This is a genomic window from Marinobacter daepoensis DSM 16072 (assembly GCF_000421165.1).
Lineage (GTDB): Bacteria > Pseudomonadota > Gammaproteobacteria > Pseudomonadales > Oleiphilaceae > Marinobacter > Marinobacter daepoensis.
The window spans coordinates 57,325-83,741 of record NZ_ATWI01000016.1 but is presented as its reverse complement, the minus strand read 5'-3'; the positions used below and the strand labels follow the sequence as shown (position 1 = coordinate 83,741).

Sequence of the window (26,417 nt, the reverse complement as noted above, 5' to 3'; positions counted from 1 at the left end):
TGGCGTGTGGCCGGTTCAAACCGGATTTACGGAGACAGGTTATGCAAGATTACCAGGCACCCGCTGATCTTCTGAAAGACCGCATTGTCATGGTAACCGGCGCAGGCAGCGGCATCGGCCGTGCTGCGGCGAGAGCCTATGCCGCCCACGGAGCGACCGTTATTCTGGTTGGCCGGACCGTCTCCCGGCTGGAAGAAGTGTATGACGAGATCGAGGCGGCCGGGCATCCCCAGCCAGCCATCGTCCCCATGAACTTCGAAGGCGCAGCGGTCAAGGATTACGAAGAACTGGCGATGACTCTTGAAGACAACTTCGGTCGTCTTGATGGCCTGCTCCACAACGCGGGCATTCTGGGCTCCCGTAGCCCGGTTGAACTCTATGATCCGGAAACCTGGAGCAAGGTGATGCAGGTGAATGCGACAGCACCGTTCCTGCTCAGTCGTGCCATGATCCCCCTGCTGCGCAAATCCGACGATGCCTCCATGATTTTCACCTCTTCCGGCGTTGGTCGTCAGGCACGGGCTTACTGGGGAGCCTACGCTGTTTCCAAGTTTGCGGTAGAGGGGCTTGCCCAGCTGCTGGCCGACGAGTTGAATGACGAGCGCCACAATATCCGCGTAAACAGCCTGAATCCCGGAGCAACCCGGACCGGCATGCGGGTTCTGGCCTACCCGGCAGAAGCTCCGAAGAATAACCCCGACCCTGAGCAACTGATGCCTGTGTACCTGTACCTGATGGGGCGGGACAGCCAAGGGGTAAATGGCCAGCAGATTGACGCACAACCCAAACGCTGATGGAACTCCTGTTTTATACAACCTCACAATGCCATTTATGCGAACTGGCCGAGGCTCTGCTGGTGAACACTCCCATGCCCGAGCCGATCCCGGTGGATGTGGTGGATATCGCCCAGTCGGAAGCTCTGGTTGAGCGCTATGGCACCCGTATTCCGGTACTACGCCGCAACGATACCGGGGCCGAACTGGACTGGCCATTTACCGGCAACCAGTTACTGACGTTTCTGCAATGAGGATTCTCTGACATGCTGATGATCATCTCTCCAGCCAAGACACTGGACTACGAGAGCCCACTGGCAACGGAAACCCATACCCAGCCGGACTTTCTGGACGATGCCTGCGAACTGATTGACCAGCTCAAAGAGCTGGAGCCCCATCAGATCAGCAACCTCATGAGCATAAGCGATAAGCTTGGCCAACTGAATGCGGAGCGATTTCAGTCCTGGTGCACGCCGTTTACAGCGGACAATGCCCGACAGGCCGTGCTGGCCTTTAAAGGTGATGTGTACACAGGGCTGAATGCAGAGAGCTTCAGCGAAGAGGATTTCGCCTTCGCCCAGAACCACCTGCGCATTCTTTCGGGCCTCTACGGCCTGCTCAAACCGCTAGACCTGATGCAACCTTACCGCCTGGAAATGGGAACCCGATTCGGGAATACCCGTGGCAAAGATCTCTATGCCTTCTGGGGAACCAGGATTACAGAGGCCCTGAATCACAGGCTCGCCAACGACGACAAGGTGCTGGTCAACCTGGCTTCGAACGAATACTTCAAAAGTGTCCAGAAGAAACAACTCGACGCGCGCCTGATTACTCCGCAGTTCAAAGACTGGAAAAACGGACAGTACAAGATAATCAGTTTCTATGCCAAGAAGGCACGTGGGCTGATGTGCCGTTATGCGATCCAGAATCGGATCACACAGGCCGACGATCTCAAGGGCTTCAACCTGGACGGCTACTACTTCAGTGAAGACCAATCTGATAGCAACAACTGGATTTTCCTGCGGGACGAGCACTGATTCGACCGCCCCCTCAAAAGCATCCATTTAAACCGTCAGACCTTTGTTGATATCGGAGTTATCATGAACGAAGCTGTATTTTCCCAGATCGCCATGATGGTACTTCTGACAGGCCTTATTGGCTGGATGGGGTTCATCGTATGGGATCTTGCCAAAAAATCTCAGGCAGGCAAATTTGGCACCATTGCACTCTTCACCGTTCTTGGCGCCGGCGTTCTCGGCTTTATCATTAAGACCGTTCTGGTAGAAGTGATGCAAATCTGACGAGTCTCTGGTCACTTTACGGCTACCGCCCGGTAGCCGTATCATCCCTGCCCTTTTCCCTGATTCGACAAGTCCCGATCTGACCAAGGATTCGCCCCAATGTGGTTCCGTAACGCACGCATTTTCCGTTTCACCAAACCCTTCGACATTTCTGCCGACGTTCTGGAAGAGAAACTCCAGGCCGATGCTTTTAAGCCCTGCGGCCCCCAGGAAACTCAGCGCCAGGGCTGGGTGCCTCCGCTTGGCAAGCACGGAGATCAGTTGGTACACAGCGCGAACGGCTATCACCTGATTGCCCTGAGAAAAGAAGAGAAAATCCTGCCCGGCCCCGTGATCAAGGAAATGGTCGAGGAACGGGCTGAAGCCATTGAACTGGAACAGGGCCGAAAGGTTCGACGCAAGGAAAAAGACGAACTCAAAGAACAGGTGATGCTGGAAATGCTGCCTCAGGCCTTTTCACGAAATCGCCGTTGCTTTGCCTATCTTGCCCCACAGGATGGCGTTCTTGTGGTCGACGCAGGCTCAGCTAAGCAAGCCGAAGACCTTGCCTCCACGCTGCGTAAAAGCCTGGGCTCTCTTCCCGTTCGGCCACCTGCGGTTGAACAATCCCCTGCTTTTACCTTCACCGGCTGGCTGAACGAAAGCATTGACCACCCTGCGAGCATCACTCTGGGAAGCGAATGCGAGCTGAAAGATCCGTCAGAAGATGGCGGAGTGGTTCGGTGCAAAGGCCTTGACCTGAAAGCAGATGAAATCCTCAACCACCTGCAGGCAGGCATGCAGGTGACCAAGCTGGCCCTGACCTGGGATGACAATGTCTCGTTTGTGCTGGATGAAGAGTTGGGAATTCGCCGCCTCAAGTTCGGCGAAACCCTTCAGGAACAGCTGGATGACGTTGATGTGGACGACGCCTTGGCCAAGTTCGATGCAGCGTTCACCATCATGACCCTGGAACTGTCACGACTGATCCCGGGCCTGCTGGAAGCCTTGGGCGGAGAAGACCGCTCCGCGATCGTCGAGGAATAGTCAGAGCCACGGATCAAGGGGGGGGCTTACAGGTGCCCCCCTTTCCCCAGGCGCTCTATCTGCCAGTCTTTCTGAGGCTCATTCAGGACCAGCCGCAAGTCCATCACTTCCTCCTCTTGGTTGTACTTGATGTCGAAACCCAGGTGTTCCGCCAGTTGCAGCATTGGCCGGTTATCTGGCAATACATTGCCCACCATTTCCATGGTTCCGCGAGCGCGGCAGTAATCAATCATTTTCTGCATCAGGGCCACACCCAGGCCCTCACCCTTCATCCGGTCATCCACCATAACCGCGAACTCGCAACGCAGATTATCGGCGTCGGTCCAGGTTCGAACCGTACCCAACGTCTCATCGCCCTCGCCATCTTCCCGTGGCGCATTGGCGATGAACACCATCTCCCGGTCGTAATCAATCTGGACCATCTGAGCCACGTCTTCCCGGGAAAAGTGTTTACGGTACTGGAAAAAGCGATAGCGAATAGACTCCGGAGACTGGTATTCATGGAAACGCCGGTGGGCGGGCTCGTCCTCTGCCAGCACCGGCCGAATGATCACCCGTCGCCCCGATCTGGGCAGCACCAGCCATTCTTCCAGCTCCCTTGGGTAGGGCTGAATGATCGGTTTGATCGGATGGTCATCCAGATCTATGGCAATGTTAACCGCCACCGCCCCCTGCTCACTAAACAGGAGCGGCGATATTTCAAGGCCCTTGATCTCAGGAATATCGATAACAATCTGGGACAGGGTCACCAGAGTCTCTGAGACCGCCCGGATATCCTCCTCCGGTTTAAGGCTGTGTTCCTTGAGCAGCTTGTACATGTAGGTACGCCGCAACAACTCACGTGCCAGAACCATATTCAGCGGCGGCAAGGCAATCTGGCGGTCCGTCATAATGTTGATCTGGGCACCTGCGGCGCCGCACACCACCAGCGGCCCAAAAACCTCGTCCCGGGTAATACCGACACTGAACTCAATGCCGCCCACATGCTGATAGGAGCGCTGGACGGCAAAGCCAAGAAACCCGCTTCTGGGGAAATGCTCACGGTATTCTTCCATCAGAAAGCGGCAACTGTCGATGATTGCCTGCTCGCTGTTGAGCTTCTTGACGGTGCCCTTATAGCGGCGTTGGGTAGGGCTAAGGTTCAGGAACGGGTAACACACCTGCTCGTGAATCACGGTGATATCAATAGGGCGCCGCTCAACGGCAAAGACTTCCAGCACCTCTTCAACATCGTCACAGTAAACCGTATCGATGGTGTTGATGCCGTAATCGCAGATAACCCGCCGGGCTTCCCGGTTGGAGAGATGCCGGCGACCATCCCGAAGCGCCCGCGCGACCAGCTTCCGGGTGTTGGCCCGGTCAGCGAAATGGTCGGTAAACGATTCCGGGGTTTCCGTCAGCAATCGCTGTATACGCTGATGCCGTACATGCTGCATGAACGCCATCACCGCTTTTTCCGGGTTGAAGAACGAGGGTAACCCGGCCCGGTAAAACTCCTCGCGAGAGTCCATCACCGTGCTCTGGCCGAGCCAACAGGTAAAGATGTTCAGGCGCGTCCCCTTGGACGCCTGAACCACCGCGTCGGCAATCTGTAAGCTGTCTTCCACCAATGTGGGGGCGTACATAACCAGAACATTGGCCACGTTCGGGTCTTTTGCCAGAATCTTGATGGCTTTACCGTACAGTTCCGGCGTCGCATCATAGTTCAGGTCAATCGGGTTCCGACGCGTCCAGTAGGGAGGCAGCAACTCCGCCAAGGCCTTAACGGTCTCATCTGAAAAATCCGCCAACTCTCCACCCAGGTCTGACAACCGGTCAACCGCCAGCACACCCGGGCCTACCCCGTTGGCCATAATCGCTAGGGACTCTCGCCGAAGCGGCCGCATCCTGGTCAGCGTTTCCAGCGCATCAAACATCTGCCCCAAACCATCGACCCGAAGCACACCTGACCGCTGAAGCATCGCATCGTAAATCGGGTCACTGCGCTTGATACCCGCCGGCAGCTCGTGAGTGAACCACTCTGATTCTGGTACGCGACCGGATTTTACCGCTATCACCGGCTTGGTTCGTGAAGCTACCCGGACCGCTGACATAAACCGGCGAGGGTTGGGAATGTTCTCAATGTGCAGCAGAATCGCTCGGGTCTGGGTATCCTGAGCCAGGTAGTCGATCAGATCATCGTGATCAATGTCCATGCCGTCTCCCAGGGTCAGGAAATAGGAAAACCCCACGCCCCTGGCAAACGCCCAGTCCAACACAGAACTGGCAATCGTTCCCGACTGCCCGACAAATGCCACCCGGCCCGGAATTGCGCCCATATGGGCATAGGTAGCGTTCAGGTGGCGGGCAGGCACCATAAGACCGATGGTGTTTGGCCCCAGCACCCGTATACCGGTCTCCCGCGCAGCATCCCGGACGGAATACATCAATGGCTGGCCGGTTTTACTGTGTGTCCGCGACATTCCCCCGGTCATCACAATGGCGGTACGCACGCCGCATTCACCGAGTTTCCGAATCATCTTCGGAACCGTATACGGGGGCGTACAGATAATCGCCAGATCCGGGCTGAAATCGAGCAGGGACACCTTGCGCACACACGGCACCCCATGAACGTTTTCGTAATCACTCCGGTTCACCACCGCCATGCGCCCTGGGTAGCCACCACCCAGCAGGTTCCGAAGTACCATGCCCCCCAGGTTATCGGCCCGCTCTGAGGCGCCGATGACAACGATGGATTCAGGGTTAAACAGGCTTTCCAGATAGCGGGTACTCAACGCGGGCTCTCCCAGTAGTCTGCGCGGCAGGAATATACATTCGACAATAAAACGGTTTGCTTATCAGTGTATACCTTATCTTAGGCGGCGATGACATGATGTAAATCGACTTCGTGTTTATTAGACGAAAGAAATACGACAGCCTTCGGTTATCCCTGATAACATGGGAGAATAATAAGCATATTCAGGTTCAGGCATCATCCATGACCACGGCATTTTTTTCCCACGACGATTGCATGAAGCACAACATGGGCCCGGAACATCCGGAAAGCCCGGAACGCCTCTCCAGCATTCTCGCCTACCTGGCCGACACCAACCTGCAGCAGGAACTGGACTGGGTCAGGCCTGAGGAAATCACCCGTGATCAACTCCTGACAGTACACCCGGAAAGTTACCTGCAACAGCTCGACCTGATGCAACCAACCCGCGGGCGGGTCTTCACCGACCCCGATACCGCCATGATGCCAGATACCCTGAGAGCCGCCAGGCTCGCTGCAGGCGGCAATGTTCAGGCCGTTGATATGGTCATGAGCAGCCAGGTGACCAATGCATTTGTGTGCGCCCGGCCGCCAGGCCATCATGCAGAACGCACTAAATCGATGGGATTCTGTTTTTATAACAACATTGCACTGGCCGCAATGAGGGCCCTCACCTTTCACCATCTGGAACGTGTGGCCATTGTGGATTTCGACGTTCACCAGGGCAATGGCACCGTAGATATCGTCAGCGGGGACGAGCGCATCCTGATGTGTTCCAGCTTTCAACACCCGTTTTACCCACATTCGCACGTACACCGGCAAGCCGACAACATCGTCAACGTACCGCTGGCCGCTGACTGTTCCGCAGTCGAATACCGAAAAACGGTTGAAGACGCATGGGTGAAGAAACTGCAGGATTTCCGCCCACAACTGGTGCTGATCTCTGCTGGCTTTGATGGCCACCGTCTAGACCCGATGGCCGAAATGAATCTGGAAAACGACGATTACCGCTGGCTGACCGAAATGCTGGTCAGCATCGCTCACGATCATTCGAATGACCGCATCATCTCAACGCTCGAAGGCGGGTATCACCTCAGGGCTCTGGCTGAGGGCGTAGCAACCCACCTGGACGTATTGAACGCCGTCTATTGATACCGGTTTAACTACCCCGAGAACTCTGCTCCCATACCATTGGCCTGCAACAGCTCCGGCCTCTCTCCCTGGCGCTGAAGACGTATGGTGGTCCGGCGGTTATCGGCCGGGCGACGTGACACCGGGTACTGATCACCATGAGCCCGTACAGTCAGCATGTTCTCTGCGATACCCCGGGACTTGAGGTACTCGGCCACTGCATTAGCTCGTTCTTCCGATAACGCCCGGTTATCGATCCGACTCCCGATCCGGTCAGAATGACCATCCACGAAAATCCTCTCCACGGTCGCATCAGCCATAACGTACATGACAATGTTATCGAGCAACTGCCGGTCCGCCTGTGACAAGCTGGTACTGGCGCTGGCAAACGGTATCCTGCTGCGCTGTATCTGGTCGTAGTTCACCGGCAACAGGTTTGTCACGCAGGCCCGATATCCCGAGTATGGGCCGGAGAAATTAATATTGGAGATCTGAACCCGAACCGGCCGACTGCCATACATCGCAGCCCGGGTGACCGTTGGCTGCAGGCCCCGGGACAAACCCTGAGCGATCAGAGACGCCTCGCGGTTGCCAAGGTTCACCGAACGGACTTCGCCGGACACCTGAACGGCCCCAATGGGGCTTGGTGCGACCCCCGGGCGCCAGGGCGGCGCTTCCACCACCAGGTGGCCACGCCCCGGTTTCATAAGCCCAAATTCGGATTCCAGATAGAAGCGAAGGCTTTCGCCGGCCCGCTGGCTCAGCACGGCCCGGCCATATCCCGGCACTTCATGAACCAGTGAACACTCGAAAACAGACTCCGAAAGGTACCATTGGCTGTTCTCGATGCCAGCGCCGTAACTGTCTGACAGAGCAGGCATCGCCGGCAAAAACACAAGGCTTGTTGTCGCCAGTGTTTTCAACAAGCTACCCGGCCTGAAGAGTCGAAAAGGAGAAACCATAGGGATGCCCCGTGGAGCGTTTAAACCAGTGAACTGGTTAGTTAACGGCGACCAGGCGGCAAACTTGAGGCCGATTCCTAACCTCACGGTTAAAAACATCTGCTTTTTGCTTCTGATATAATCCGCAAAATTTTATTCTGGCTTGCGGATACCCTCTCATGACCCGACAGATAACGATCACACGCCCGGACGACTGGCACCTTCATGTGCGCGACGGCGATATCCTCAACGATGTAGTGCCCGCCACCGCGGCTTGCTTCGGTCGCGCGATCATCATGCCAAACCTGGTTCCCCCGGTCACAGATGCCAGGGCGGCCATGTCGTATCGCGAGAGAATTCTGGCAGCCTCTCCGGAAACGGCCTTTCAACCGTTGATGACGCTTTATCTGACAGAAAGCACCACCCCGGAAACCGTTCGTGAGGCAAAGGCGGCGGGCGTCGTCGCCGCAAAACTTTACCCCGCTGGCGCCACCACCAACTCCGCGTCTGGCGTCACCGATATCCGGAACATCTACCCTGTTCTGGAGACCATGGCCGAGTGCGGCATGTTGTTGCTGGTACACGGTGAGGTAACCGACAGTGAGATCGATATTTTTGACCGGGAAAAGGTCTTCCTTGAGCGGGTGCTTGCCCCCACACTGGCTGCTTTCCCGTCATTAAAAGTGGTCCTGGAACACATCACCACTGCCGACTCGGCGGAATTTGTCCAGAATCACGAAGGCAACAATCTGGCCGCCACTCTCACACCACAGCATCTGATGTATAACCGCAATCACATGCTGGTCGGAGGCATTCGCCCCCACCTGTACTGCCTGCCCATCCTGAAACGCAATAAGCATCAGGAAGCACTCAGGGCCGCCGTCGCCAGTGGCGACTCCCGGTTCTTCCTGGGCACGGATTCTGCCCCTCATGCGAAGGACAAAAAGGAAGCGGCCTGCGGCTGTGCAGGTTGCTATTCCGCCTATGGCGCCATCGGCTTGTATGCCGATATCTTTGAGGAGTTGGGGATTCTCGACAAGCTCGAAGCCTTCGCCAGTTTCAACGGTGCGGACTTCTACGGCCTGCCTCGTAACAGCGACACGATTACCCTGGTGCGCGAGCCCTGGACCATGCCGGAAGAACTGCCTCTGGCCAGTGGCAACATCGTTCCACTGAAGGCCGGCGAAACCATTAACTGGCGCCTGGCGTAACCTTATTCATTCACCACCACGAACATTGGAGTTCGAGTGTCAGACGAAAATAAACTGCCCCACCCCATGTCCCAGCGCTTCCGTGGTTTTCTGCCCGTGGTGGTCGATGTGGAAACTGCCGGCTTTAATCCCGAGCGTGATGCTCTCCTGGAGATTGCAGCCGTTCTTTTGACGATGGATGAGGATGGCTGGCTGCGCCGCGGCGAGACCCACGTTCAACAGATCGACCCCTTTGAAGGTGCCAACCTGGAGCAATCCGCCCTGGATTTTACCGGTATCGACCCATGGAACCCGGAACGGGAAGCCGTGCCAGAGCGGGAAGGTCTGAGCGAGATTTTTTCCCCCATTCGCAAGGCAGTGAAGGAGCACGACTGCAAACGAGCCGTTCTGGTGGGCCATAACGCTACGTTTGATCACAACTTCGTGTTTGCGGCCGCGCTGAGGGCCGATATCAAGCGCAACCCCTTCCATCCTTTCTCGACCTTCGACACCGCAACGTTGGCCGGTCTTGCATACGGCCACACCGTACTGGCCCAGGCCTGCAAACTGGCAGGGATTCCCTTTAGCAACAAGGAAGCGCACTCGGCCGCCTACGATGCAGAAAAAACAGCGGACCTGTTCTGTGGCATCGTCAATCGCTGGCAGGAGCTGGGTGGTTTTCCGCCCCCCCCCATTGAAGTTATCGGTGAACCCCAGGGCTGAAAATATGAATCGGCCATAAAAAAACCCGCTCTCGCGGGTTTTTTTATGTTTGCCCCATCGGCTTACCAGTAGATTCCCCGCATGATCGCGGCAAAAGCTACTTGTTCCGTCGAGACTTTCGGCTTTTCACCCGATTGACTGCCAGCGGCCGCCGGGGAATCCGGGAACATCCGATAACCTGTGTTCATGATGATTTCCCCCATCTTCGGTGCTAACGCATGCAGAACCTGGGCAAAAATTCCAAGCCGGGTAGCGATACGCTTGGGCCTGTACACAATGGCATCAGCCACCATCTGAGCGGCTTCATCCGGGGTGAGCGTTGGCACGGAATCGTAGATCTTCGTCGGTGCTATCATCGGCGTTTTCACCAACGGCATATTGATGGTCGTGAAAGTCACATTACGATCGGACCATTCAGCAGCTGCACAGCGGCTGAACGCATCCAACGCCGACTTGGACGCCACGTACGCAGAGAAACGCGGCGCGTTCGTCAGCACTCCAATCGAAGAAATATTGATCACATGCCCACGACGCCGCTCCAGCATGGCTGGGGCAAACCCCATAATCAGACGAACTGAGCCGAAATAGTTCAACTGCATGGTACGCTCAAAATCGTGGAACCGGTCGAACGACAGCGACAAAGACCGGCGAATCGAACGACCCGCATTATTAACCAAAACATCAACATGGCCGTGATTATCCAGCACGGTCTTTACAAAACGGTCGCAATCCTCCATATCGGAAAAATCGCACTGATAAGCGTGAATGTTACCGCCTTTGGCTTCCAGGGCTGCTGCCACTTCATCCAGCGTTTCCCTCGTCCGTGCCCCAATCACCAGAATGGCTCCCGCCTCCGCCAGCTTCTCCGCCGTCGCCAGACCAATGCCGGAGGTCGCTCCGGTCACCACACAGACCTTTCCTTCAACGGTGCCCCTGAGGGTACGATCCTTGAACAGGTCCGGGTCCAGATTTCGTTCCCAGTAATCCCAGATCACTGGCGCATACGATGGCAGGCGCGGCACCTCAATATCCGTTCCCTTCAGCACACGCTCCAGCTCCCGGGTATCAAAGCGGGTCGGATAATTGATAAATGACATCACCGAAGGAGGAATACCCATATCGTCCAGCACGGCGCTGGTAATACGCTTCACCGGCGGCAGATTTTTGATGCTTTGACGAATAAACGGAGGAATGAACCCGAACATACGCGAATCAATTCGCATCCCCATTCGGGGCGCATGGCCGGCTTCGCAGAAGATGTTGAGTATTTCGCCCACTTTGTAAGGGTCAGAGTCCACCAGATGGAAGCAGTTACCGTCTTCACCTTCCAGATGGGCAATGTGGTCCAGAGCATTCACCACAAAGTCCACCGGCACAATGTTCAGTCGCCCACCTTCAATCCCAATGGTTGGTACCCACTGGGGCAAGGCATGGCGGATTTTCTGAATCATTTTGAAAAAATAATAAGGCCCGTCCACCTTATCCATTTCCCCGGTCTGAGAATGACCAATCACCATACCGGGACGGTAGATCCGGAAGGGAATCCTGCACTCTTCACGGACAACCTTCTCAGACTCATGCTTGGTCCGAAGATAGGGGTGATCGAGCTTCTCGGCTTCCTCGAACATATCCTCCCGGAAAATCCCCTTGAACAACCCCGCCGCTGCAATGGATGACACGTGGTGAAAGTGTTTTGCTTCCATGGCTTCGGCTGCCTGAACCGCCGCCCGGGTGCCCTCAATGTTGGTCGCCGCCTGAGACTCTTCATCCGCCCCCATGTCATAGACAGCGGCAAGGTGGAAGACGTGATCGATGGTTCCTTTCAATGACTTCAGCGTCTTGGCATCAAGACCGAGATTTTTGCTGGTGAGGTCTCCGATAACCGCCTTAACCCGGGTGTCGTCAACCCCCCAGCGTTCACGAAGCTGCTCCAGTTTGCCCAGGGAGGGTTCCCGAACCAGCACATACACTGTGCCGCCCCGTGCCAACAGTTTCTCCACAAAAAAACGACCAATAAAGCCTGTGCCGCCGGTCAGGAAGTAGTTCATAGGTACTCCGTTCTGCCTTTTGTATTGTTGTCTTTTACCGACACAACTAAGACTAAAGTCTTAGCCGGTTCCATCGGTCGGCAATTCTACGTAATTGCACTCTTCATGTATTGAAGTTTTTTAGAGCTTTTACTCTTCAACCCTTTGTTTTAATTTGAGTATTTACTCTACAAGCGTCAACGCTACGTCATGCACCATGTCCGGTTTATTGACACAATGAGTTTGAGATTAGCACAAGAAATCCCTGCTACCGTATTCCCCGGGTTAATTGCAGGCAGGCAATGCAAGCTGTTCCCACCAATGACATAATCGGGAACTTCCGGCGCATAACGGCGTCTCACATCCGTCCAGAGATCAAGGTTTCACAGAACCCCATGCAGAAAGACAATCCAAATACCGAACGTTACATTGCCATCGCCCGAGCCTGCCTGAAGGCAATCAACGATACCGCGTCAGACAATGGTTCAAGAGAAGAAAAAATACAGGCCGTCTATCAGGCCATTGATCAGGCCTTCCAGGCTGAATTCGCCCAGTATCGTCAGTCCGTTGCCATCATGGCGACCGTGCTGGAACGGATAGCCTCCGGCCAACTCGATGCCGATCAGGCGGCCACACTCGCGCGCCAGACCATCGAGCAACAACCTGACAGTGCAAATAACAACCTTATGCACTGACACTGACTTTTCCGACCTCCAAGCCACTTCAGGAATCCAGAGGACCTATGACTTCGATACATCGGTTACCTGTTCGATGGGACAGCCTGCCACTACGCACGTTGTTTCTCGTTGTTTCAATTCTGCTGGCGCCAGTGGCAGCGGCAACACTGTCACCCACCCAGAGCCCGAACGATCCGAATCAGTACCGATTTCTTGAACTCGACAATGGCCTCCGGGTAATACTGGCATCCGATCCGGACGCCGATAAAGCTGCAGCTTCCCTGAACGTGGCGGTCGGTAGTGGAAATGATCCGAAAGAGCGGGAGGGGCTGGCCCATTTCCTCGAACACATGCTGTTTCTCGGAACAGAAAAGTATCCGGAAGCCGGTGAATACCAGCAGTTCATCCGCAGCCACGGCGGCAGCCACAATGCGTTTACGGCATTTGAAGACACCAACTATTTCTTCGACGTTGAAGCGGCGTTTCTGGAACCAGCCCTGGATCGCTTTGCACAGCAGTTCTCCCACCCGTTGTTCACTCCGGAACTGGTTGATCGTGAGCGTAATGCTGTACATTCAGAATACAGCTCCAAGCTCAAAGAGGATGCTCGCCGCCTGCTCTCCGTACGTAAGGCCGCCGGCAACCCGGACCACGCCTTCAGTCAGTTTGCTGTCGGAAATCTTGAGACGCTCGAAAATACACAAGACAACCCTCTGCGCCCTGACCTGATTCAATTCTGGCAAGCCAATTACTCGGCAAATGTCATGACTCTGGCCGTCTACGGCCCACAATCTCTCAACGATCTCGAAACCATGGTAACGCAGCGTTTCAGCGCTATTGAGAACCGTGATCTTGAGCCCAAACGCCACCCGTACCCCCTGTATGATGCCAGCCGGCTGCCAGAGAAGGTGACGGCGGAGACTCTCAAAGACCACCGCAGCATGACTCTGTCTTTCCCGATTCCCTCCCAGCAACCCCATTACAAGACCAAGCCGGCGGCTTACGTTGCCAACCTGCTTGGCCACGAGGGCTCTGGCAGCCTGTTTGATGTGCTGAAACGGGCGGGGCTGGTTGAAAGCCTTTCTGCAGGCTCGGGGATGGACACTGGTGAGCACGCCACTCTCGATATCAGTATGTCACTGACCCGCGAGGGACTGAAGCGACAAGACGAAATCATCGCCCTTGCCTTTGAGTACATTGACCAGATTCGCAACGAAGGCATCCGCGAACAACGCTTCAATGAAATGCAACAACTGGCCATGATGGACTTCCGGTTTCGGGAGCGCGGCGAACCCCAAAGCGAAGCCATGCGCCTCTCCAGACTTCTGAAGGATTATCCGGCGGAGGACATTCTGAGTGCGCCCTGGCTGATGGAGCGTTACGCACCAGAACAGTACCGAGCCATTCTCGACCGTTTAACGCCCAACAACCTGAAGGTCTGGGTGGCAGCCCCTTCGCTGGAAGCCGAGAACGCAGAGCACACGCAGTGGTATGAAACACCCTGGCAACGCCGTGCGATTAACGCTGAAAGCGTGCCCTCACCCGAACTGTCGCAGCAACTCGCGCTCCCGGGCCCGAACCCGTTTGTTCCGGAAAACCTGGACTTAGTACCGGGCAACTCCATGGCGCATCCCGAACGCATCGCCAATCTGGACGGGCTGGACATCTGGTATGCCAGAGACACTCGCTTTGAGACCCCAAAAGCAAACCTGTTCATCAGCCTCAGAACCCCCATGGCCCGTGACAGCGCCCGCCACTCGGTACTGACCCGATTACTCGTGGATGCCATCAATACCAACCTGAACGCCTGGGCATACTCCGCCAGACTGGCGGGCCTGGACTACAGCGTGTATCCCCACCTACGGGGTGTCACCCTGCGTGTCGGCGGCTACAGCGACAAACTGCACAAGCTGGCCAACCGGATTCTGATGGAGTTCGCAGCTCCAACCATCACCGAGCAACGATTCCGGATTGCCCGCCAGAACCTGATCGACGCGCTTGAGAACCAAGCCAAAGAGCGACCGGTCCAGCAAACCTCAGCATTTGTGCAGACGGCACTGCTGGAGGGTGCGTTTCCGGTTGAAGATCGCCTGTCCTCTGCGCGCGAGATAACGCTTGAAGAACTGCAACGCTTCGCCCGGGACTTTCTGTCAGAGACCGACCCGGTCATGCTGGCTCATGGCAACCTGACCGAAGCCAGCACGCTGAATATGGCCCGACAGGTTCAGGCTCTGGTGCTGAATGAGCGCAAGCGTACCCAGGTTAATCGGGCACGCATCCGCCAGGTCCCCGAGAACCTGACCCGGGTAAATCTTGAGGTTGATCATCCAGATACGGGCTACACCCTCTACCTTCAGGGCAAAGATACGTCCTACGCCGAGCGGGCCCGCTATCGACTGCTGGCGCAAATCATCAGCAGCCCTTTCTATGAGGAGATCCGGACCACCCGGCAGCTTGGCTATATCGTCTACGCCACGGCGTTTGAAATTCTGGAAACCCCGGCACTGGGGCTTGTAGTTCAGTCTCCGTCCGCCGATACAGCAACAATCGACGCCGCCGTACAGGAGTTCACACAAGCCTTCAAACAACGGCTGGCAAACCTGGATGAGCCTCAACTGAACCGCGAAAAACAGGCAGTGATCAGCCAGTTACTGGAAAGGGACCGGCAACTGGGTGAGGTCTCCAGCCGCTACTGGCGGGAAATCGACCGGGAAAACACCGCCTTTAACAGCCGTGAAACACTGGCAGAAGCCATACGAAAGGTTTCTTTAGCAGACCTGCAGGCCACGTTAAGGGAATCACTGATCGATCGCCAGCAGGCGCTGATGGTCAGCACCGGCAGCGCCGACGTGAATGAGGACACAATGCTGCAACAATTGAGGAAACAGCCCCCCGTGCCGCACTGACACATTCGGTCACGATCTTTGCCGGGCCGATTTTTATCGCTCCGGCGAAGATCACAACGCCCGGGCCTTCCCTTGGCCGGCCAGAACAAGCCCCATTGAATGATTGATGAATTGCAGCCTTGAGCCTGCTGGCTCAGGCCGTTATCATACCGCCTCTTCTGAAATGCCCCCGTAGCTCATCTGGATAGAGCGTCCCCCTCCTAAGGGGAAGGTAACAGGTTCGAGTCCTGTCGGGGGTACCATTCTTTCTTCTACTCTTATCCAGCTCTTACACACCGCCTTTGGCGACGAGTCATCTGTCTCGCATAATTTCGTTCCTCGGAATTCCCAACCACCCCCGATCTCAACACGATCAAAACTCTCAATCAGTGCCTGATCGCCTTCACATTGGCGGACTCGGTAAGACTATTGTCGTGAAATGCAAATCACTAATCTGGCGTTCTGGGCGATTATGGAACGATAAGTTCAATAAGAATTCGAGGAAACGCCCATGTCTTTGCCTATCGGAAACCACGGTGAGAAGCCGTCGCTCCCCCATCGTGTTTTCATTACCGGTGCCAATGGATTTATTGGCAGGACGCTGTTTGATCGTTACAAAGATCTTGGTTGCGAGGTCCGGGGCATGGATCTCCAGGCCGATCCCGAACGAGACGTGATCGCAGGAGACCTCACCAAACCCCAGCAGTGGCAAGCCCACGCAGAAGGCTGTGACCTGTTCATCAACACAGCGTCCCTAGTATCACTCTCGGCAGACTGGGAAGCCTATACAACCGTGTCTCTGGTGGGCGTGCGCAATGCTCTGGATGCAGCGATTCAGGGCGGTGCAAAACGCTTCGTCCATTACTCATCGATTGCAGCAATGGGGCACAATTACGAGCCCGGAGCCGATGAAACCGCGCCCGTCGTGATCGGCGAACACTATCGCTATGGGGTTGCCAAAGGCGCTTCCGAGCATGCTGTTCTTGCAGCCCATGCTGCTGGTGAGATCGACTGCACTATTATTCGTCCGGGTGATGTCTACGGGCCTGGCTCCCGCCCCTGGCTACTGGAGCCCCTGAAAATGGCTCGTGCAGGCCAACTTCTTCTTCCGAATCAGGGTCAGGGTATTTTCACTCCGGTTTACATCGACGACCTGGTGGATGGCACCCTACTCGCCGCCGGATTGCCAGCAGGAAGCGGGCGGATCTTTATTCTCTGGGGTGACGAACCCATCACCTGCCGGGATTTTTTCCGTAACCACTGGCAGTGGGCTGGCAAAAAAGGCAATCCGCCCAGTATTCCACTCGCCGCCGCACTCAAGCTCACCCACTCCATCTGGTGGCTCAACCGGAAGTTCAAACGCAATAACGAAGTCAGCCCAGACACCATGCTGATGTTCGCGCGCAAGGGTGGCTTTTCTATCGAGAACGCTCGAAAACACCTGGGTTTCGAGCCAAAAGTGAAACTGAAAGAAGGTTTGCGCCGTTCAGAAGCCTGGCTTCGCGAGATCGGTGAAATTGCCTGATTACACAACGGCCAAATTCAACAGGAGAAGCCATTATGCGTAGCGCTATTGTCGAAAATAACCAAATGAAGATTGTGGATCTGCCAGAACCGAAGCCACGGGAGAATGAACTGCTGATCAAAACGCTGGTGTGCGGCATCTGCGGGTCCGACCTGCATTGCCGGCATCATACCCACGAGCTGGCCAACAGCTCACGAGACGTGGTTGGCAGCACAATCATTGATGCCGACAAGCCCATTCTGATGGGCCACGAATTTGTCGGAGAGGTTTTGGAAACGAAAGAAGGCTCCCCATTTAAAGCTGGCGATCAGGTTGTCTCCCTGCCGTTCCTGATGAGGGACGATGGCCTGGCGATGATTGGCTTCAGTTCAGCTGACGTCCCAGGAGGCTTCTCTGAACAAATGCTGGTGGACAGCCGCCTTACCAAGAAAGTCCCCAATGGTCTGAGCCCGGAGATGGCCTCACTGACGGAACCCATGGCCGTTGCTCTGCACGCCGTAAACCGCGGCGAGCCGACGAGAAACCATGTTCCGCTGGTTATTGGCTGCGGGCCAATTGGCCTGGCCATCATTGCCGTCCTGAAAATGATGAAGATCGGCCCCATTGTGGCCTCGGACTTTTCCAAAGCCCGTCGTGACCTTGCCCGTAAAATGGGTGCGGATGTGGTTGTTAATCCAGCCGAGCACTCACCCTACGACAGCTGGAAGGCCGCGGCTCAAACCGCTAATCCCGAGGAAGCAGGCCCCATTTCACCACTCTTCGGCGGAGCGGACCTGCGCCCGTCCCTGATTTTTGAGTGTGTCGGTGTACCAGGGCTGATCCAGAACGTGTGTGCCGGGGCTCCCTATGGTGCCCGGGTGGTGGTGGTGGGCCTGTGTATGGAGAAAGACGCCATGATGCCTTCCTATCCCGTTATGAAAGAGATCGACATACGTTTTGTCAGCTTCTATAGCGGTGAAGAATTCGGTGCGACCCTGAACTACCTCGCCAACGGTGAGCTTGAGGCAGGCCCCCTGATTTCAGGTAGCGTAGACCTGAACGGAATCGAAGCCGCTTTCGACTGTCTGGGGAAACCGGAAAACGATGTCAAAATTCTGGTAAAACCGTCTGCATAAAATACGGATACGCGCAAAGCCGCTGGTTTCAGCGGCTTCTTCATCTACGTCCATAATTCCTGATGGTACCAGGCAATCTTCATTCTGCCAGGCTCAGCATCTGGTGAACCGTCTATTCTGTATCGATAACCTCTTCAAAAAAACAACATGCAAGGAGATCACCTCATGAGGCTCTGCAAATCAACTCAGCGATTGGCCGGTGCCACTCGAGCACCGGCGCGCTGGGCAATTTTTTGCTTACTGGCCATCGTCCTCACGGCCTGTGCGTCGTCAGGGACCGAAGTAAAACGGATTGAATCGGTTCCGGGGGTGGAAAAGTCCTATCAGGATTTGTTGGTCTTTGCGGTTACGAAGAACTCCGACGCACGCGGCATCATAGAGCAACAGCTTACGGATGAACTCGTTAAAGAAGGTTTCGGGGGCCAGCGGATTTCAGGAGAGAATGGCGACCTTCCCTGGGAGGACCCCGGGAGTCTTGGCAACCTGATTTTCGCGTCGGCGGAGGCCGCCGGATCTGATGGGGTACTGGTGATATCCCTTGAACGCAAGGAAAGAGAAACCAGCTATATACCGGAACAGGTTATCTACCAGCCGGAAGTCACATCCCTCGGCCCTCTGGCTTCTACAACCTACATGAGAACGGTCGTCATACCCGGCCATACCGATGAGTCTCTGACCTACGTGATTCGATCGACGCTCTACGATACAGGCACACGGGCACCTGTCTGGCGACTCTATTCTGCCACGGTAGACCCTGGTTCATTACGAGCCGGCGCAAGGAATTTTTCAAAAGTACTGGTCAAGGCTCTGAATAAAACGCTACCCCAAGCAACCCCCTGACAACCAGGGCATTACTAAAGGCAACAGGGCAGCCTTACTCCCCGGGACAAAGTCTCTCCGGGGGTAAGGTGCCCTGCTCCTGACCACCTTACTTCAGGTTACGAACCCGAGCGTTATGGTCCGGCTGAGGCGGCGTAATGTAGTTCGCTGGCTCCAGCCCACGCTCACGGATCAGATTATCCAGCATGCACATGATGTCACTGGCATCCATGATGCCCAGGTAGTTTCCATCATTGTCGAAGTTGATGTTGGCGCCCTGCACAACCATCAGCGTCTCGGTCGGTTTGGTATTGGTTTCCGGCGTCATGAACTGGTGAATCGACCCGCCTGGCTCGTAAAGGTAGCAGCCATCGGTCTGAGGGTCGTTGGGGTATTCCACGTACTCCCAATGGCCGGAAATCGTGAACAAGTGAACCGTACCGGTGTGGTAATGGCGCGGCAGGACTACTCCCGGGTGGAACCACACCTTCAGCACCCATACCCCATTGTGCGGATCGAGAAACAGCGGCTGAACATCAATACCCGGTACACCCGGCATGGCATCCTCGTACACGGGCTGGTTCTTGGAACTGATGTATAACAGTTCGTGATGATCGAACACCTGATTTGGAGTAGTCATAAGCAACCTCTCTTAATTGGTTTTGTTTTAACGTAGGCGTCGCAATGCCTTTTTCCATAGTCGCCCTCCCTCCGCCTCTTCGCATGACTAAACACGCCTTAAGATTGACCGATCGCGCCAATTATCTGAGTAACCGGGTAGGTGCTTTACCTTCCAATCCATCACTTGACTTTCTACGCCACACCCAACCAGACTTATGGTTCCAAACAACTCCAATAACACATCAGAAAAAACATTATGGTTAAAACGGACCTCACCAGAGCGTCGGCACTCGCGCGTCTGGACGAATTCTGTGAAAAATACGGGCTGGACCACCGCGAGATGCTCGCAGAAGCCAGGCTTCCGACCGACATACTGGAGCACCCCGAGAGCTTGATTTCATACTCCCGCCTGGCCTCTCTCCTTGAAATTTGCGCTGAGAGGGCCTCACATCCACTGTTCGGGCTGGAGTACGGGGCCTTTCAGGGAACCGCCGTTTTCGGGCGCCTGCTTTATCTGCTGAAAAATGCAAAAACCGTTGGCGACTCCATCAACGAACTGATGCACTTTTACTACCTGCACAGCCATGGTGGAAAAGTTGCGGTCACGATTGAAGGGGAGTGTGTTGTCCTGAGTTACGAACCCATGCTCAAGGAAGGCACCCCCACTCGTCAGGCCGCTGAGCTTGCCGTGGGCGTTGGAAAAACATTCATGAAAATGCTGCTCGGTAACAACTGGCACCCCTACGGCGTGCATTTTCGCAGCGCCGCCGGCGCCTCACCCCAGGCATACAGCCGCATTCTCGGCATCACCCCGCAATTCGACAGTACAACTAACGGATGGATCTTTGACGCTCAGGTACTCAACACGCCACTGGCCGATGCCGATCAGCAGCTGCACTCACTGATGCGAGAGCACCTGGAGAAAGTCGACGAACTCTCACCGGAGCAACTCCCCTCCTACGTGCAACACCTGATGAAAAACTTCCTCCCCAACGGAAGGGTAACCATCGACCTGATTGCCGACTACATGATGCTGAGTGCCCGCTCCCTCCAGCGTTACCTGACGGAGGAAGGCACCTCGTTCCAGAAGCTGCTGGACCAGACCCGTCAGGAAATGGCCGAGCGCTATCTCAAAGAGTCCAACCTGAGCCTGACCCAACTCTCCGGAATCCTTGGATACTCAGACCTCGCCGCGTTTTCCCGGGCCTTTCAGCGGTGGTATGGCATCAGCCCAAGTGACTGGCGCAAAGAACACGGCATCCTGGCCATGCCCCGGTTACTGTCACAACGGCGGCGAAGACCAAGCTGGCTCCGGTAAAGGGAAACCTTCGTGAAATAAAAAAGCCCGAACCAGGAGTCCGGGCAAAGATCGTGCACAACAACTAAGGGTAAAACTCAGATACCAGTATTAATCCCGGTAATTCGGGTCCAGGCACATCAACACACCGGTGAATTCCTCCAGAGCCTGAACCGGAATCGGGTTATTCGTCATGCAGGCCCATCCCTTTTCAGAGAACGTGACATCCCTGGTGTAGGTACCCCGCAGAGGCGCCGGGTAAGCGATGAATTCTTCCGCCACCGGATCAAAGCGGTAGATGTGGTCCGTCATGGTTTCGTTGATCCACACATCACCGGTTTTGGGAGCGATGTTCAGTGAGTATGGTCCCGGGCGAGCATCCGGTGCGAACTCCGGCATATCGTAAACCTTAACCTGCATGGTCTTGGTGTCGATGCGCGCCAGTTGACCATGACCATAACCGGTCTGCCATAGAATTCCATCTTCAGCAAAACGCAGACGCCGGGGACCAAACACCGGAGACTCAATTTCAGTCACCTCCAGCGTTTTCGCATCGATGCGCCCAATACGATTGCCCCACAACCGGCTGTACCAGATCGAGCCATCATGGCTGCTCACCGCTACACCGTAGGTCAGCACCGCCGGTGTGATAGCAACGGGGCGCGGCTCTGGCAACTGAATCAGGGTAATGTCACCCGTGGTCGGGTCCAGTCGGCCAATCTGCTCGGTCCCAACCACACTGAACCAGAGAATGCCGTCATTATCGACCCGGATGGTGTGCGGATAGGGCGCATTTCCCGGAAGCGGGATTTTCTGTTCCCAGCGGTTGGTTTCCGGGTTAAACACACCAATAGAAGCCGAGTACGAGTTGGTCACATAAAGTTTGCCATCCTGCCCCTCTGCCAGAGAATGTGGACCGTGACGGACATTAACCTTGTTCATCGCCGGCGGGACACCCAGAACGGTAAAGATGCCTCCCAAAGGCATATCCTGTTCCGGATGAGGAACAAACTCCGTCTCACCAGAATTCAGGTCTGTAACAAACATGCCGTCGGAAAACTGGTCTACGGTGTAAACCAGACCGTTCCCGGAGTGCACGTAAGCATCGTGTGGCACGCCAGAGCCTGGCAACTGGAACTCGTATACCTTGGTGTTCACCAGGGCCTGGTTATAAGGAAACTCGGGGCGCATCTCTGTGGGCTCGCCGTTGAAACCTTCGGCAAAGATCTCAGCCCGGCGCTCATCCTTTTCGGTAATACCCACGGCCCCCATATAAGCATGCATGCGGCGCACACTCTGCTGCCATGAATCCGCCGGGCGAACCGTGCGGGTAAAAGGATTGCCGAGTTGGTGGCAAGACAGACACTCTAACTGAAACTTGTCACGGGTAAAGGGCTGTTCTTCCTCCGTATCAAACGGCAACTCGTTAAAATGGTAGGACGCCGCCAGACTCTCGGAAATCTCACGATCCGTGTTCAGCGTCTCCATTGAAAGATTTTTTCTGAGCCAGGCATCGGCTCCGTCCAGAACCACCTGCTCTTCATAGTCCGCGAAATAATGGGCGCGAAACCTTAGCCTCAGCTCACCGTCAAGAGCCGTTTCCAGAACGTAACGGCCTTTGGCATCACTGTAGACAGACTCGGAAACCCCGCGCTGAATATCGCTCAGGCGGACAAGCGCGCCAGCAATGGGGTCACCTTTGGAATCGCTCAGCTCACCGCTGATCACAGCAGCCGAGATGGGAAAGGCCGACGTCATTGCGGCGGATAACACGACGACTTTCAGGCCGGTCGCACAGCTCTTGGCGCTCATAACAGTCTCACTCATTGTTGTTTTAACCTGGTCCGGCAGCACCGGAGACGGCGACCATGTTATGCCCTAACCCAGACCGAAAACTTAACCTAAAACGAACAATGATTGTTAAATCGCGCCAACAGAACAGACTCCAAAGTGATTACAGCACCTCCCCCTTCTGCAGCAACCAGCCCGGGCAACTTCAGGCCCTGACCATTGCCCTGGGATTCGAGAAACAAGGAAGACGGAGGCCAACGCCTGTTCTCACGGTATCCCGGTCAATTATTCGCGCCCGACGACGCGCTGCACTGGACGGGTCGCTACCAGAACTGGAACGCCATGTGCGCCGACTGTCACTCCACGGCGCTTTAGAAAACGGAGGTATGAGTGGCCGGCAGGTCGCCGTTCAGGCCACCGGCCCCCGATCGATGGCCGATAAGACATCGTTTACCTGAAACATCTTGGCGTTCACCACCGGGACCCCGAAGCTCTTCAGGCGGGCGGTGTGCAGTTCCAGATACGTTCTGGCAGACACATCGTCTTCAAACAGATAAATTCCCCCGGCCTCGCAGGTTTCGGGGTTCTCGGTCCAGATCTTCCAGATAAGCCCTGGTTCCCGGGCGATGGATTCCGCCAGCTCTTTCATGGCTTCCACCATTTCCTGACCAAAGGGTCCATTAAAGGGAAAATCGACCTGCAACAGCGTTTTCATCTCAGATGCCTCTCAAACAGTTTGCTTTTATCGTTCCGTAACCATTTCCACAGCCAGCTTATCTCTTCGGCAAGAACCAGAGCGCCGTCCGGAATATCCATCGAACAAGCAAAAGAACCGGCAGAATCACCAGAAACCAGCCCGGCACTTGCACCGCCCACGGAGGCACCCCCAATACCCGGGCAACCCCTGCAAATACGTCGTTCAGCAGAACCGGATGCCTGACCACAACGTACGCAAGCGCAGCCACAGCCGGCCATTTCGCATTGCTCACCATCACCGATGCCATGCGTCCAGCCCGCATCAAACGTGATGAATAGGCGGCTGAACGCACCGGGACGGCAGAGGCCCGGGTAGAGGCGGCCGCCGCCCGCCCCGCTTTGAGGAACTTGACGGCACTGCCAATGATAACCGCATCAAGCGCCGCCCACCCCACGTCCCCAGCGCGAATTGGCTGGTCCGTGCGGTAGCGGGATTCGAGCGTTCGGATGCCGCTGGTAAAAAACTGGACGAAGCCTTCGGTTAACCGGTCGGTCCAGATCCATTTGATACTCCCGTCCGGCGCCACCACAAACTGGCCAGTAAAATCCTGCCCTTCTTTATTGGCAAAATTCACGGCGTACCAGGCTCGGGCTTCTGCTGTCAGCGGCGCTCCGGTGCCCGCAACGCGATTGACCATCTCAATCGAACCTACAGGCTGTTGATAGAAATGCATCACCGGAGGAATCAGATATTCACCATGAGCCCGAAGGGCCTCCTGAAACTCGGGTTCTTCCCCAAACAATGCCAGGAGAAAGCGCGTGTGGTCCGGAAAGACCGCCAGCGCGGCCTGAGTCTTCAGCATCAGCAAACGGTCATCCCGATAATCCAGGAGTATGGCAAGAACCGGTGCGGGTTCGCGCAATACCTCCGCGTTCCGACCAAACACCTCCCCGGCATGCAGACGAACCAAACGCTCTTCAATCGGCTGTACGTCAATCCGCCACGTGATCAGCAACGCAATCAATAACGCAGACACGACCACCCGGAAGAGGTTCCGGCGAGGCTCCATGCTGAGCAAAGCAGTGTCAGACATTCGAGGCTCCTGTCACCAAAATGCCAGTCTACACGGAACAGCCCGGACGCGGTTGCACGATGATCCGACTCAGGGTTGATACCTGTCAATATTCATTACATAAACAGAGCGGGTCTCGTTATATGCGTTGCAAAAAACGGATATCATAATCGTATAAACTGGATCATTCCCAACGGGTGTCATGGATATATTCGAGCAAAAACGACGCATTATCTCGATCGCCATCGTCGCAGTTGTCCTCACTGGCAGCATTATCGCCGTGGCAGTATCAACGCCCCTGATCAGGCAGATTCATCAGCAGGCTACAGAATCAGCAAGCCGGGTTGCAGACACCAAAGCTCAAAGCATCAAAGCCATCTTCGATCACCATCGGGGGCTAGCCCTGCAAACAGCCAGCCGCTCAGAATTAGCCCGGATGATGGCGGAATACCGGGATGGCCACTTATCCGCAGAATCTCTCAAACGTCTTACTCGCCCCCGGCTTGAAGACTCCGCACGCCACATAGACAACCTTGCGGCCATCATCCGCTTTGATGCCTCCGGCCGGGAACTCATCCGGGTCGGCCCCTTGGCGAACAGGCTGCCGGCCAATCTGGCCCGTCCTTCCGGGCTGGATATCCAGAACTATGCACTGGAACCGGGCAACCCCGCGGGCACACCGCTCCTTCAGACCATGGCAAGCATTCAGAATGACAACGAACCCGTGGGGTACGACGTACTCCTGTTTGAACTGGCATCCCTCAAACCTGCCTTCGAGACAGGGCCCGATTCGAACCTTTGCCTGCTTGATGCCCAGCGCACACGCAGGCTCAGCCTTACGGACGACCTGGCACGGTTTCAACTAACACCGCCCGATGGCTGCCTGGCGGAGAAAGAGAGGATCATGGCAACCAGCGAGTTGGACCATTTCCGCTCGTCCCTGTCGGATGGGACCCGTGTACTGGCCTTTGTCCGGCCCGTTGAAGGATACCCCTGGGAGTTGCACATGCACTCCCGGGTGTCCAGGGTATTCGGCGACCTTATCAAAGACATTGTGATCAGTGTGGGGCTGATCATGCTTCTGTCGGCCATTGCAGGCACCTGGGTCTGGCGTTCCCTGCGCCCGCTCGTACACGCTCTCGTTGACCAGGCCTCCCTGATAGCACGCTCCTCTGAAGAGCTCCGGTTGGCACAGCAGGTTTTCAACCATACTCACGAAGCCATTGCCATCTGCGATACGCGCCTGAGAATCATCCGGGTCAATCCCGCCTTCGGGGATATAACCGGCATCGAGCCAAAGCAGCTTATGGGTAAAAAACTGTTGGAGTTCATTGACCCTGCGCATTGCCAGGAAATCACCCACGAAGCCATCCACCGCCATCTCGTGGCAGAGAATGCCTGGCAGGGCGAAGTCTGGCTGACCGCACCAGGCAGCTCCCCTTCCCCGAACTTGTTAACCGTATCTCCGGTACGCAACGCCAGGGGGCAGTTTCAGCAACTGATTCTGACGTTCAGCGATATCACCGCACGGGTTCAGGCAGAAAAACAGATGTTCCGTCTGGCACACTTTGACAAGCTCACCGGGCTCCCCAACCGATCAGCTCTGGAAACCCACCTTGAACAGGCCATCGAGCAAGCACGCCGGCAACATCATCACTTCGCGCTGATGTTTCTGGACCTCGACAAATTCAAACCCGTGAACGACACCCTGGGCCACCAGGCCGGCGATGAGTTATTGCGCCACGTGGCGAAACGGCTGAAGCACAGCATGCGCGCCAACGACGTTGTGGGCCGCCGTGGCGGTGACGAATTCGTGATCATCACCGGCCCACTGGGGAACGACAATGATGCGCTTCACATCGCCCGAAAGGTCATTCAGGTTCTGAATAAGCCCTTTAACATTAAGGGCCAGAGTGTGCAGATCGGCGCCTCGGTGGGTATCGCCCTGTATCCGGATAATGGGCAGACGGCAGAGATACTGCTGGCCAGAGCGGACAAAGCTATGTACACCGTGAAAGCCAGTGGCCGCAATAACCTGGCCTTCGCCTGACCCT

22 protein-coding genes and 1 tRNA gene are annotated in these 26,417 nt (G+C 55.8%); 16 read left to right on the top strand and 7 right to left on the bottom strand.

Annotation, left to right across the window (positions count from 1 at the left end; all coding sequences use genetic code 11):
- Positions 1–41 precede the first annotated feature (41 nt).
- From K325_RS0117840 to rdgC, 5 genes are all read left to right on the top strand, one after another.
- A complete protein-coding gene (locus tag K325_RS0117840) occupies positions 42–794 on the top strand; it encodes a YciK family oxidoreductase (protein ID WP_029655621.1) in 753 nt (250 codons plus the stop codon).
- Positions 794–1,027, top strand: a complete 234-nt coding sequence (locus tag K325_RS0117835; protein WP_029655620.1) for a glutaredoxin family protein — start codon at positions 794–796, stop codon at positions 1,025–1,027. The genes K325_RS0117840 and K325_RS0117835 overlap by 1 nt, the downstream gene beginning before the upstream one ends.
- A 12-nt stretch (positions 1,028–1,039) precedes the next feature.
- Positions 1,040–1,810 carry a peroxide stress protein YaaA gene (yaaA, locus tag K325_RS0117830; RefSeq protein WP_029655619.1) on the top strand — a complete coding sequence of 257 codons (771 nt, stop codon included), beginning with the start codon at positions 1,040–1,042 and terminating at the stop codon, positions 1,808–1,810.
- A 63-nt stretch (positions 1,811–1,873) separates the two neighbouring features.
- The gene (locus tag K325_RS0117825; RefSeq protein WP_029655618.1) at positions 1,874–2,074 is read left to right on the top strand and encodes a DUF2788 domain-containing protein; all 201 of its coding nucleotides are present in this window, start codon (positions 1,874–1,876) and stop codon (positions 2,072–2,074) included.
- A 99-nt stretch (positions 2,075–2,173) separates the two neighbouring features.
- Positions 2,174–3,100 (top strand): recombination-associated protein RdgC, encoded by a 927-nt coding sequence (gene rdgC / locus K325_RS0117820; RefSeq protein ID WP_029655617.1) that lies wholly within the window; start codon positions 2,174–2,176, stop codon positions 3,098–3,100.
- Between the two features lie 26 nt (positions 3,101–3,126).
- On the opposite strand, the gene K325_RS0117815 is transcribed toward rdgC, so the two are convergent.
- Positions 3,127–5,874, bottom strand: a complete 2,748-nt coding sequence (locus K325_RS0117815) for a bifunctional acetate--CoA ligase family protein/GNAT family N-acetyltransferase (RefSeq protein WP_029655616.1) — start codon at positions 5,872–5,874, stop codon at positions 3,127–3,129.
- 203 nt (positions 5,875–6,077) lie between these two features.
- Between K325_RS0117815 and K325_RS0117810 the strand changes: the two genes are divergently transcribed.
- Entirely contained in the window at positions 6,078–7,004 is a 927-nt protein-coding gene (locus tag K325_RS0117810) for a histone deacetylase family protein (RefSeq protein WP_029655615.1), read from the top strand.
- An 11-nt stretch (positions 7,005–7,015) separates the two neighbouring features.
- Here the strand turns inward: K325_RS0117810 and K325_RS0117805 are convergent, their stop codons facing one another.
- Positions 7,016–7,945, bottom strand: coding sequence for a flagellar protein MotY (locus K325_RS0117805; RefSeq protein ID WP_029655614.1), 930 nt, complete (start codon positions 7,943–7,945; stop codon positions 7,016–7,018).
- Positions 7,946–8,103: 158 nt separating this feature from the next.
- Here K325_RS0117805 and pyrC point away from each other — a divergent pair, with 158 nt between their 5' ends.
- Positions 8,104–9,135 (top strand): dihydroorotase, encoded by a 1,032-nt coding sequence (gene pyrC, locus K325_RS0117800; RefSeq protein ID WP_029655613.1) that lies wholly within the window; start codon positions 8,104–8,106, stop codon positions 9,133–9,135.
- A gap of 36 nt (positions 9,136–9,171) precedes the next feature.
- Positions 9,172–9,837: a ribonuclease T gene (rnt, locus tag K325_RS0117795; protein ID WP_206557407.1), complete on the top strand. Its 666-nt coding sequence runs from the start codon at positions 9,172–9,174 to the stop codon at positions 9,835–9,837.
- Between the two features lie 62 nt (positions 9,838–9,899).
- On the opposite strand, the gene K325_RS0117790 is transcribed toward rnt, so the two are convergent.
- Positions 9,900–11,885: an SDR family oxidoreductase gene (locus tag K325_RS0117790; protein WP_029655611.1), complete on the bottom strand. Its 1,986-nt coding sequence runs from the start codon at positions 11,883–11,885 to the stop codon at positions 9,900–9,902.
- 281 nt (positions 11,886–12,166) lie between these two features.
- Here K325_RS0117790 and K325_RS0117785 point away from each other — a divergent pair, with 281 nt between their 5' ends.
- From K325_RS0117785 to K325_RS0117760, 6 genes are all read left to right on the top strand, one after another.
- Positions 12,167–12,559 (top strand): hypothetical protein, encoded by a 393-nt coding sequence (locus K325_RS0117785; protein ID WP_228128491.1) that lies wholly within the window; start codon positions 12,167–12,169, stop codon positions 12,557–12,559.
- A gap of 47 nt (positions 12,560–12,606) precedes the next feature.
- Positions 12,607–15,447, top strand: coding sequence for an insulinase family protein (locus tag K325_RS0117780; RefSeq protein WP_029655609.1), 2,841 nt, complete (start codon positions 12,607–12,609; stop codon positions 15,445–15,447).
- 165 nt (positions 15,448–15,612) lie between these two features.
- A tRNA-Arg gene (locus K325_RS0117775) sits at positions 15,613–15,689 on the top strand.
- A gap of 248 nt (positions 15,690–15,937) precedes the next feature.
- The gene (locus K325_RS0117770; RefSeq protein WP_029655608.1) at positions 15,938–16,951 is read left to right on the top strand and encodes an NAD-dependent epimerase/dehydratase family protein; all 1,014 of its coding nucleotides are present in this window, start codon (positions 15,938–15,940) and stop codon (positions 16,949–16,951) included.
- Positions 16,952–16,986: 35 nt separating this feature from the next.
- Positions 16,987–18,066, top strand: a complete 1,080-nt coding sequence (locus tag K325_RS0117765; protein ID WP_029655607.1) for a zinc-binding dehydrogenase — start codon at positions 16,987–16,989, stop codon at positions 18,064–18,066.
- Positions 18,067–18,231: 165 nt separating this feature from the next.
- A complete protein-coding gene (locus K325_RS0117760) occupies positions 18,232–18,906 on the top strand; it encodes a hypothetical protein (RefSeq protein WP_029655606.1) in 675 nt (224 codons plus the stop codon).
- Positions 18,907–18,994: 88 nt separating this feature from the next.
- On the opposite strand, the gene K325_RS0117755 is transcribed toward K325_RS0117760, so the two are convergent.
- Positions 18,995–19,525 carry a 2,4'-dihydroxyacetophenone dioxygenase family protein gene (locus K325_RS0117755; RefSeq protein WP_029655605.1) on the bottom strand — a complete coding sequence of 177 codons (531 nt, stop codon included), beginning with the start codon at positions 19,523–19,525 and terminating at the stop codon, positions 18,995–18,997.
- A 237-nt stretch (positions 19,526–19,762) separates the two neighbouring features.
- Between K325_RS0117755 and K325_RS0117750 the strand changes: the two genes are divergently transcribed.
- Positions 19,763–20,824 (top strand): AraC family transcriptional regulator, encoded by a 1,062-nt coding sequence (locus tag K325_RS0117750; protein WP_036193803.1) that lies wholly within the window; start codon positions 19,763–19,765, stop codon positions 20,822–20,824.
- A 90-nt stretch (positions 20,825–20,914) separates the two neighbouring features.
- Here the strand turns inward: K325_RS0117750 and K325_RS0117745 are convergent, their stop codons facing one another.
- The 3 genes from K325_RS0117745 to K325_RS0117735 form a co-directional block, all read right to left on the bottom strand.
- On the bottom strand, positions 20,915–22,630 hold the full coding sequence (locus tag K325_RS0117745; RefSeq protein WP_084694288.1) for a carboxypeptidase regulatory-like domain-containing protein: 1,716 nt from the start codon (positions 22,628–22,630) through the stop codon (positions 20,915–20,917).
- Between the two features lie 373 nt (positions 22,631–23,003).
- Positions 23,004–23,309, bottom strand: a complete 306-nt coding sequence (locus K325_RS0117740; protein ID WP_029655602.1) for a monooxygenase — start codon at positions 23,307–23,309, stop codon at positions 23,004–23,006.
- Positions 23,310–23,367: 58 nt separating this feature from the next.
- Positions 23,368–24,384 carry a hypothetical protein gene (locus K325_RS0117735; protein WP_029655601.1) on the bottom strand — a complete coding sequence of 339 codons (1,017 nt, stop codon included), beginning with the start codon at positions 24,382–24,384 and terminating at the stop codon, positions 23,368–23,370.
- 181 nt (positions 24,385–24,565) lie between these two features.
- Between K325_RS0117735 and K325_RS0117730 the strand changes: the two genes are divergently transcribed.
- Positions 24,566–26,413 carry a diguanylate cyclase domain-containing protein gene (locus K325_RS0117730; protein WP_029655600.1) on the top strand — a complete coding sequence of 616 codons (1,848 nt, stop codon included), beginning with the start codon at positions 24,566–24,568 and terminating at the stop codon, positions 26,411–26,413.
- Positions 26,414–26,417 lie beyond the last annotated feature (4 nt).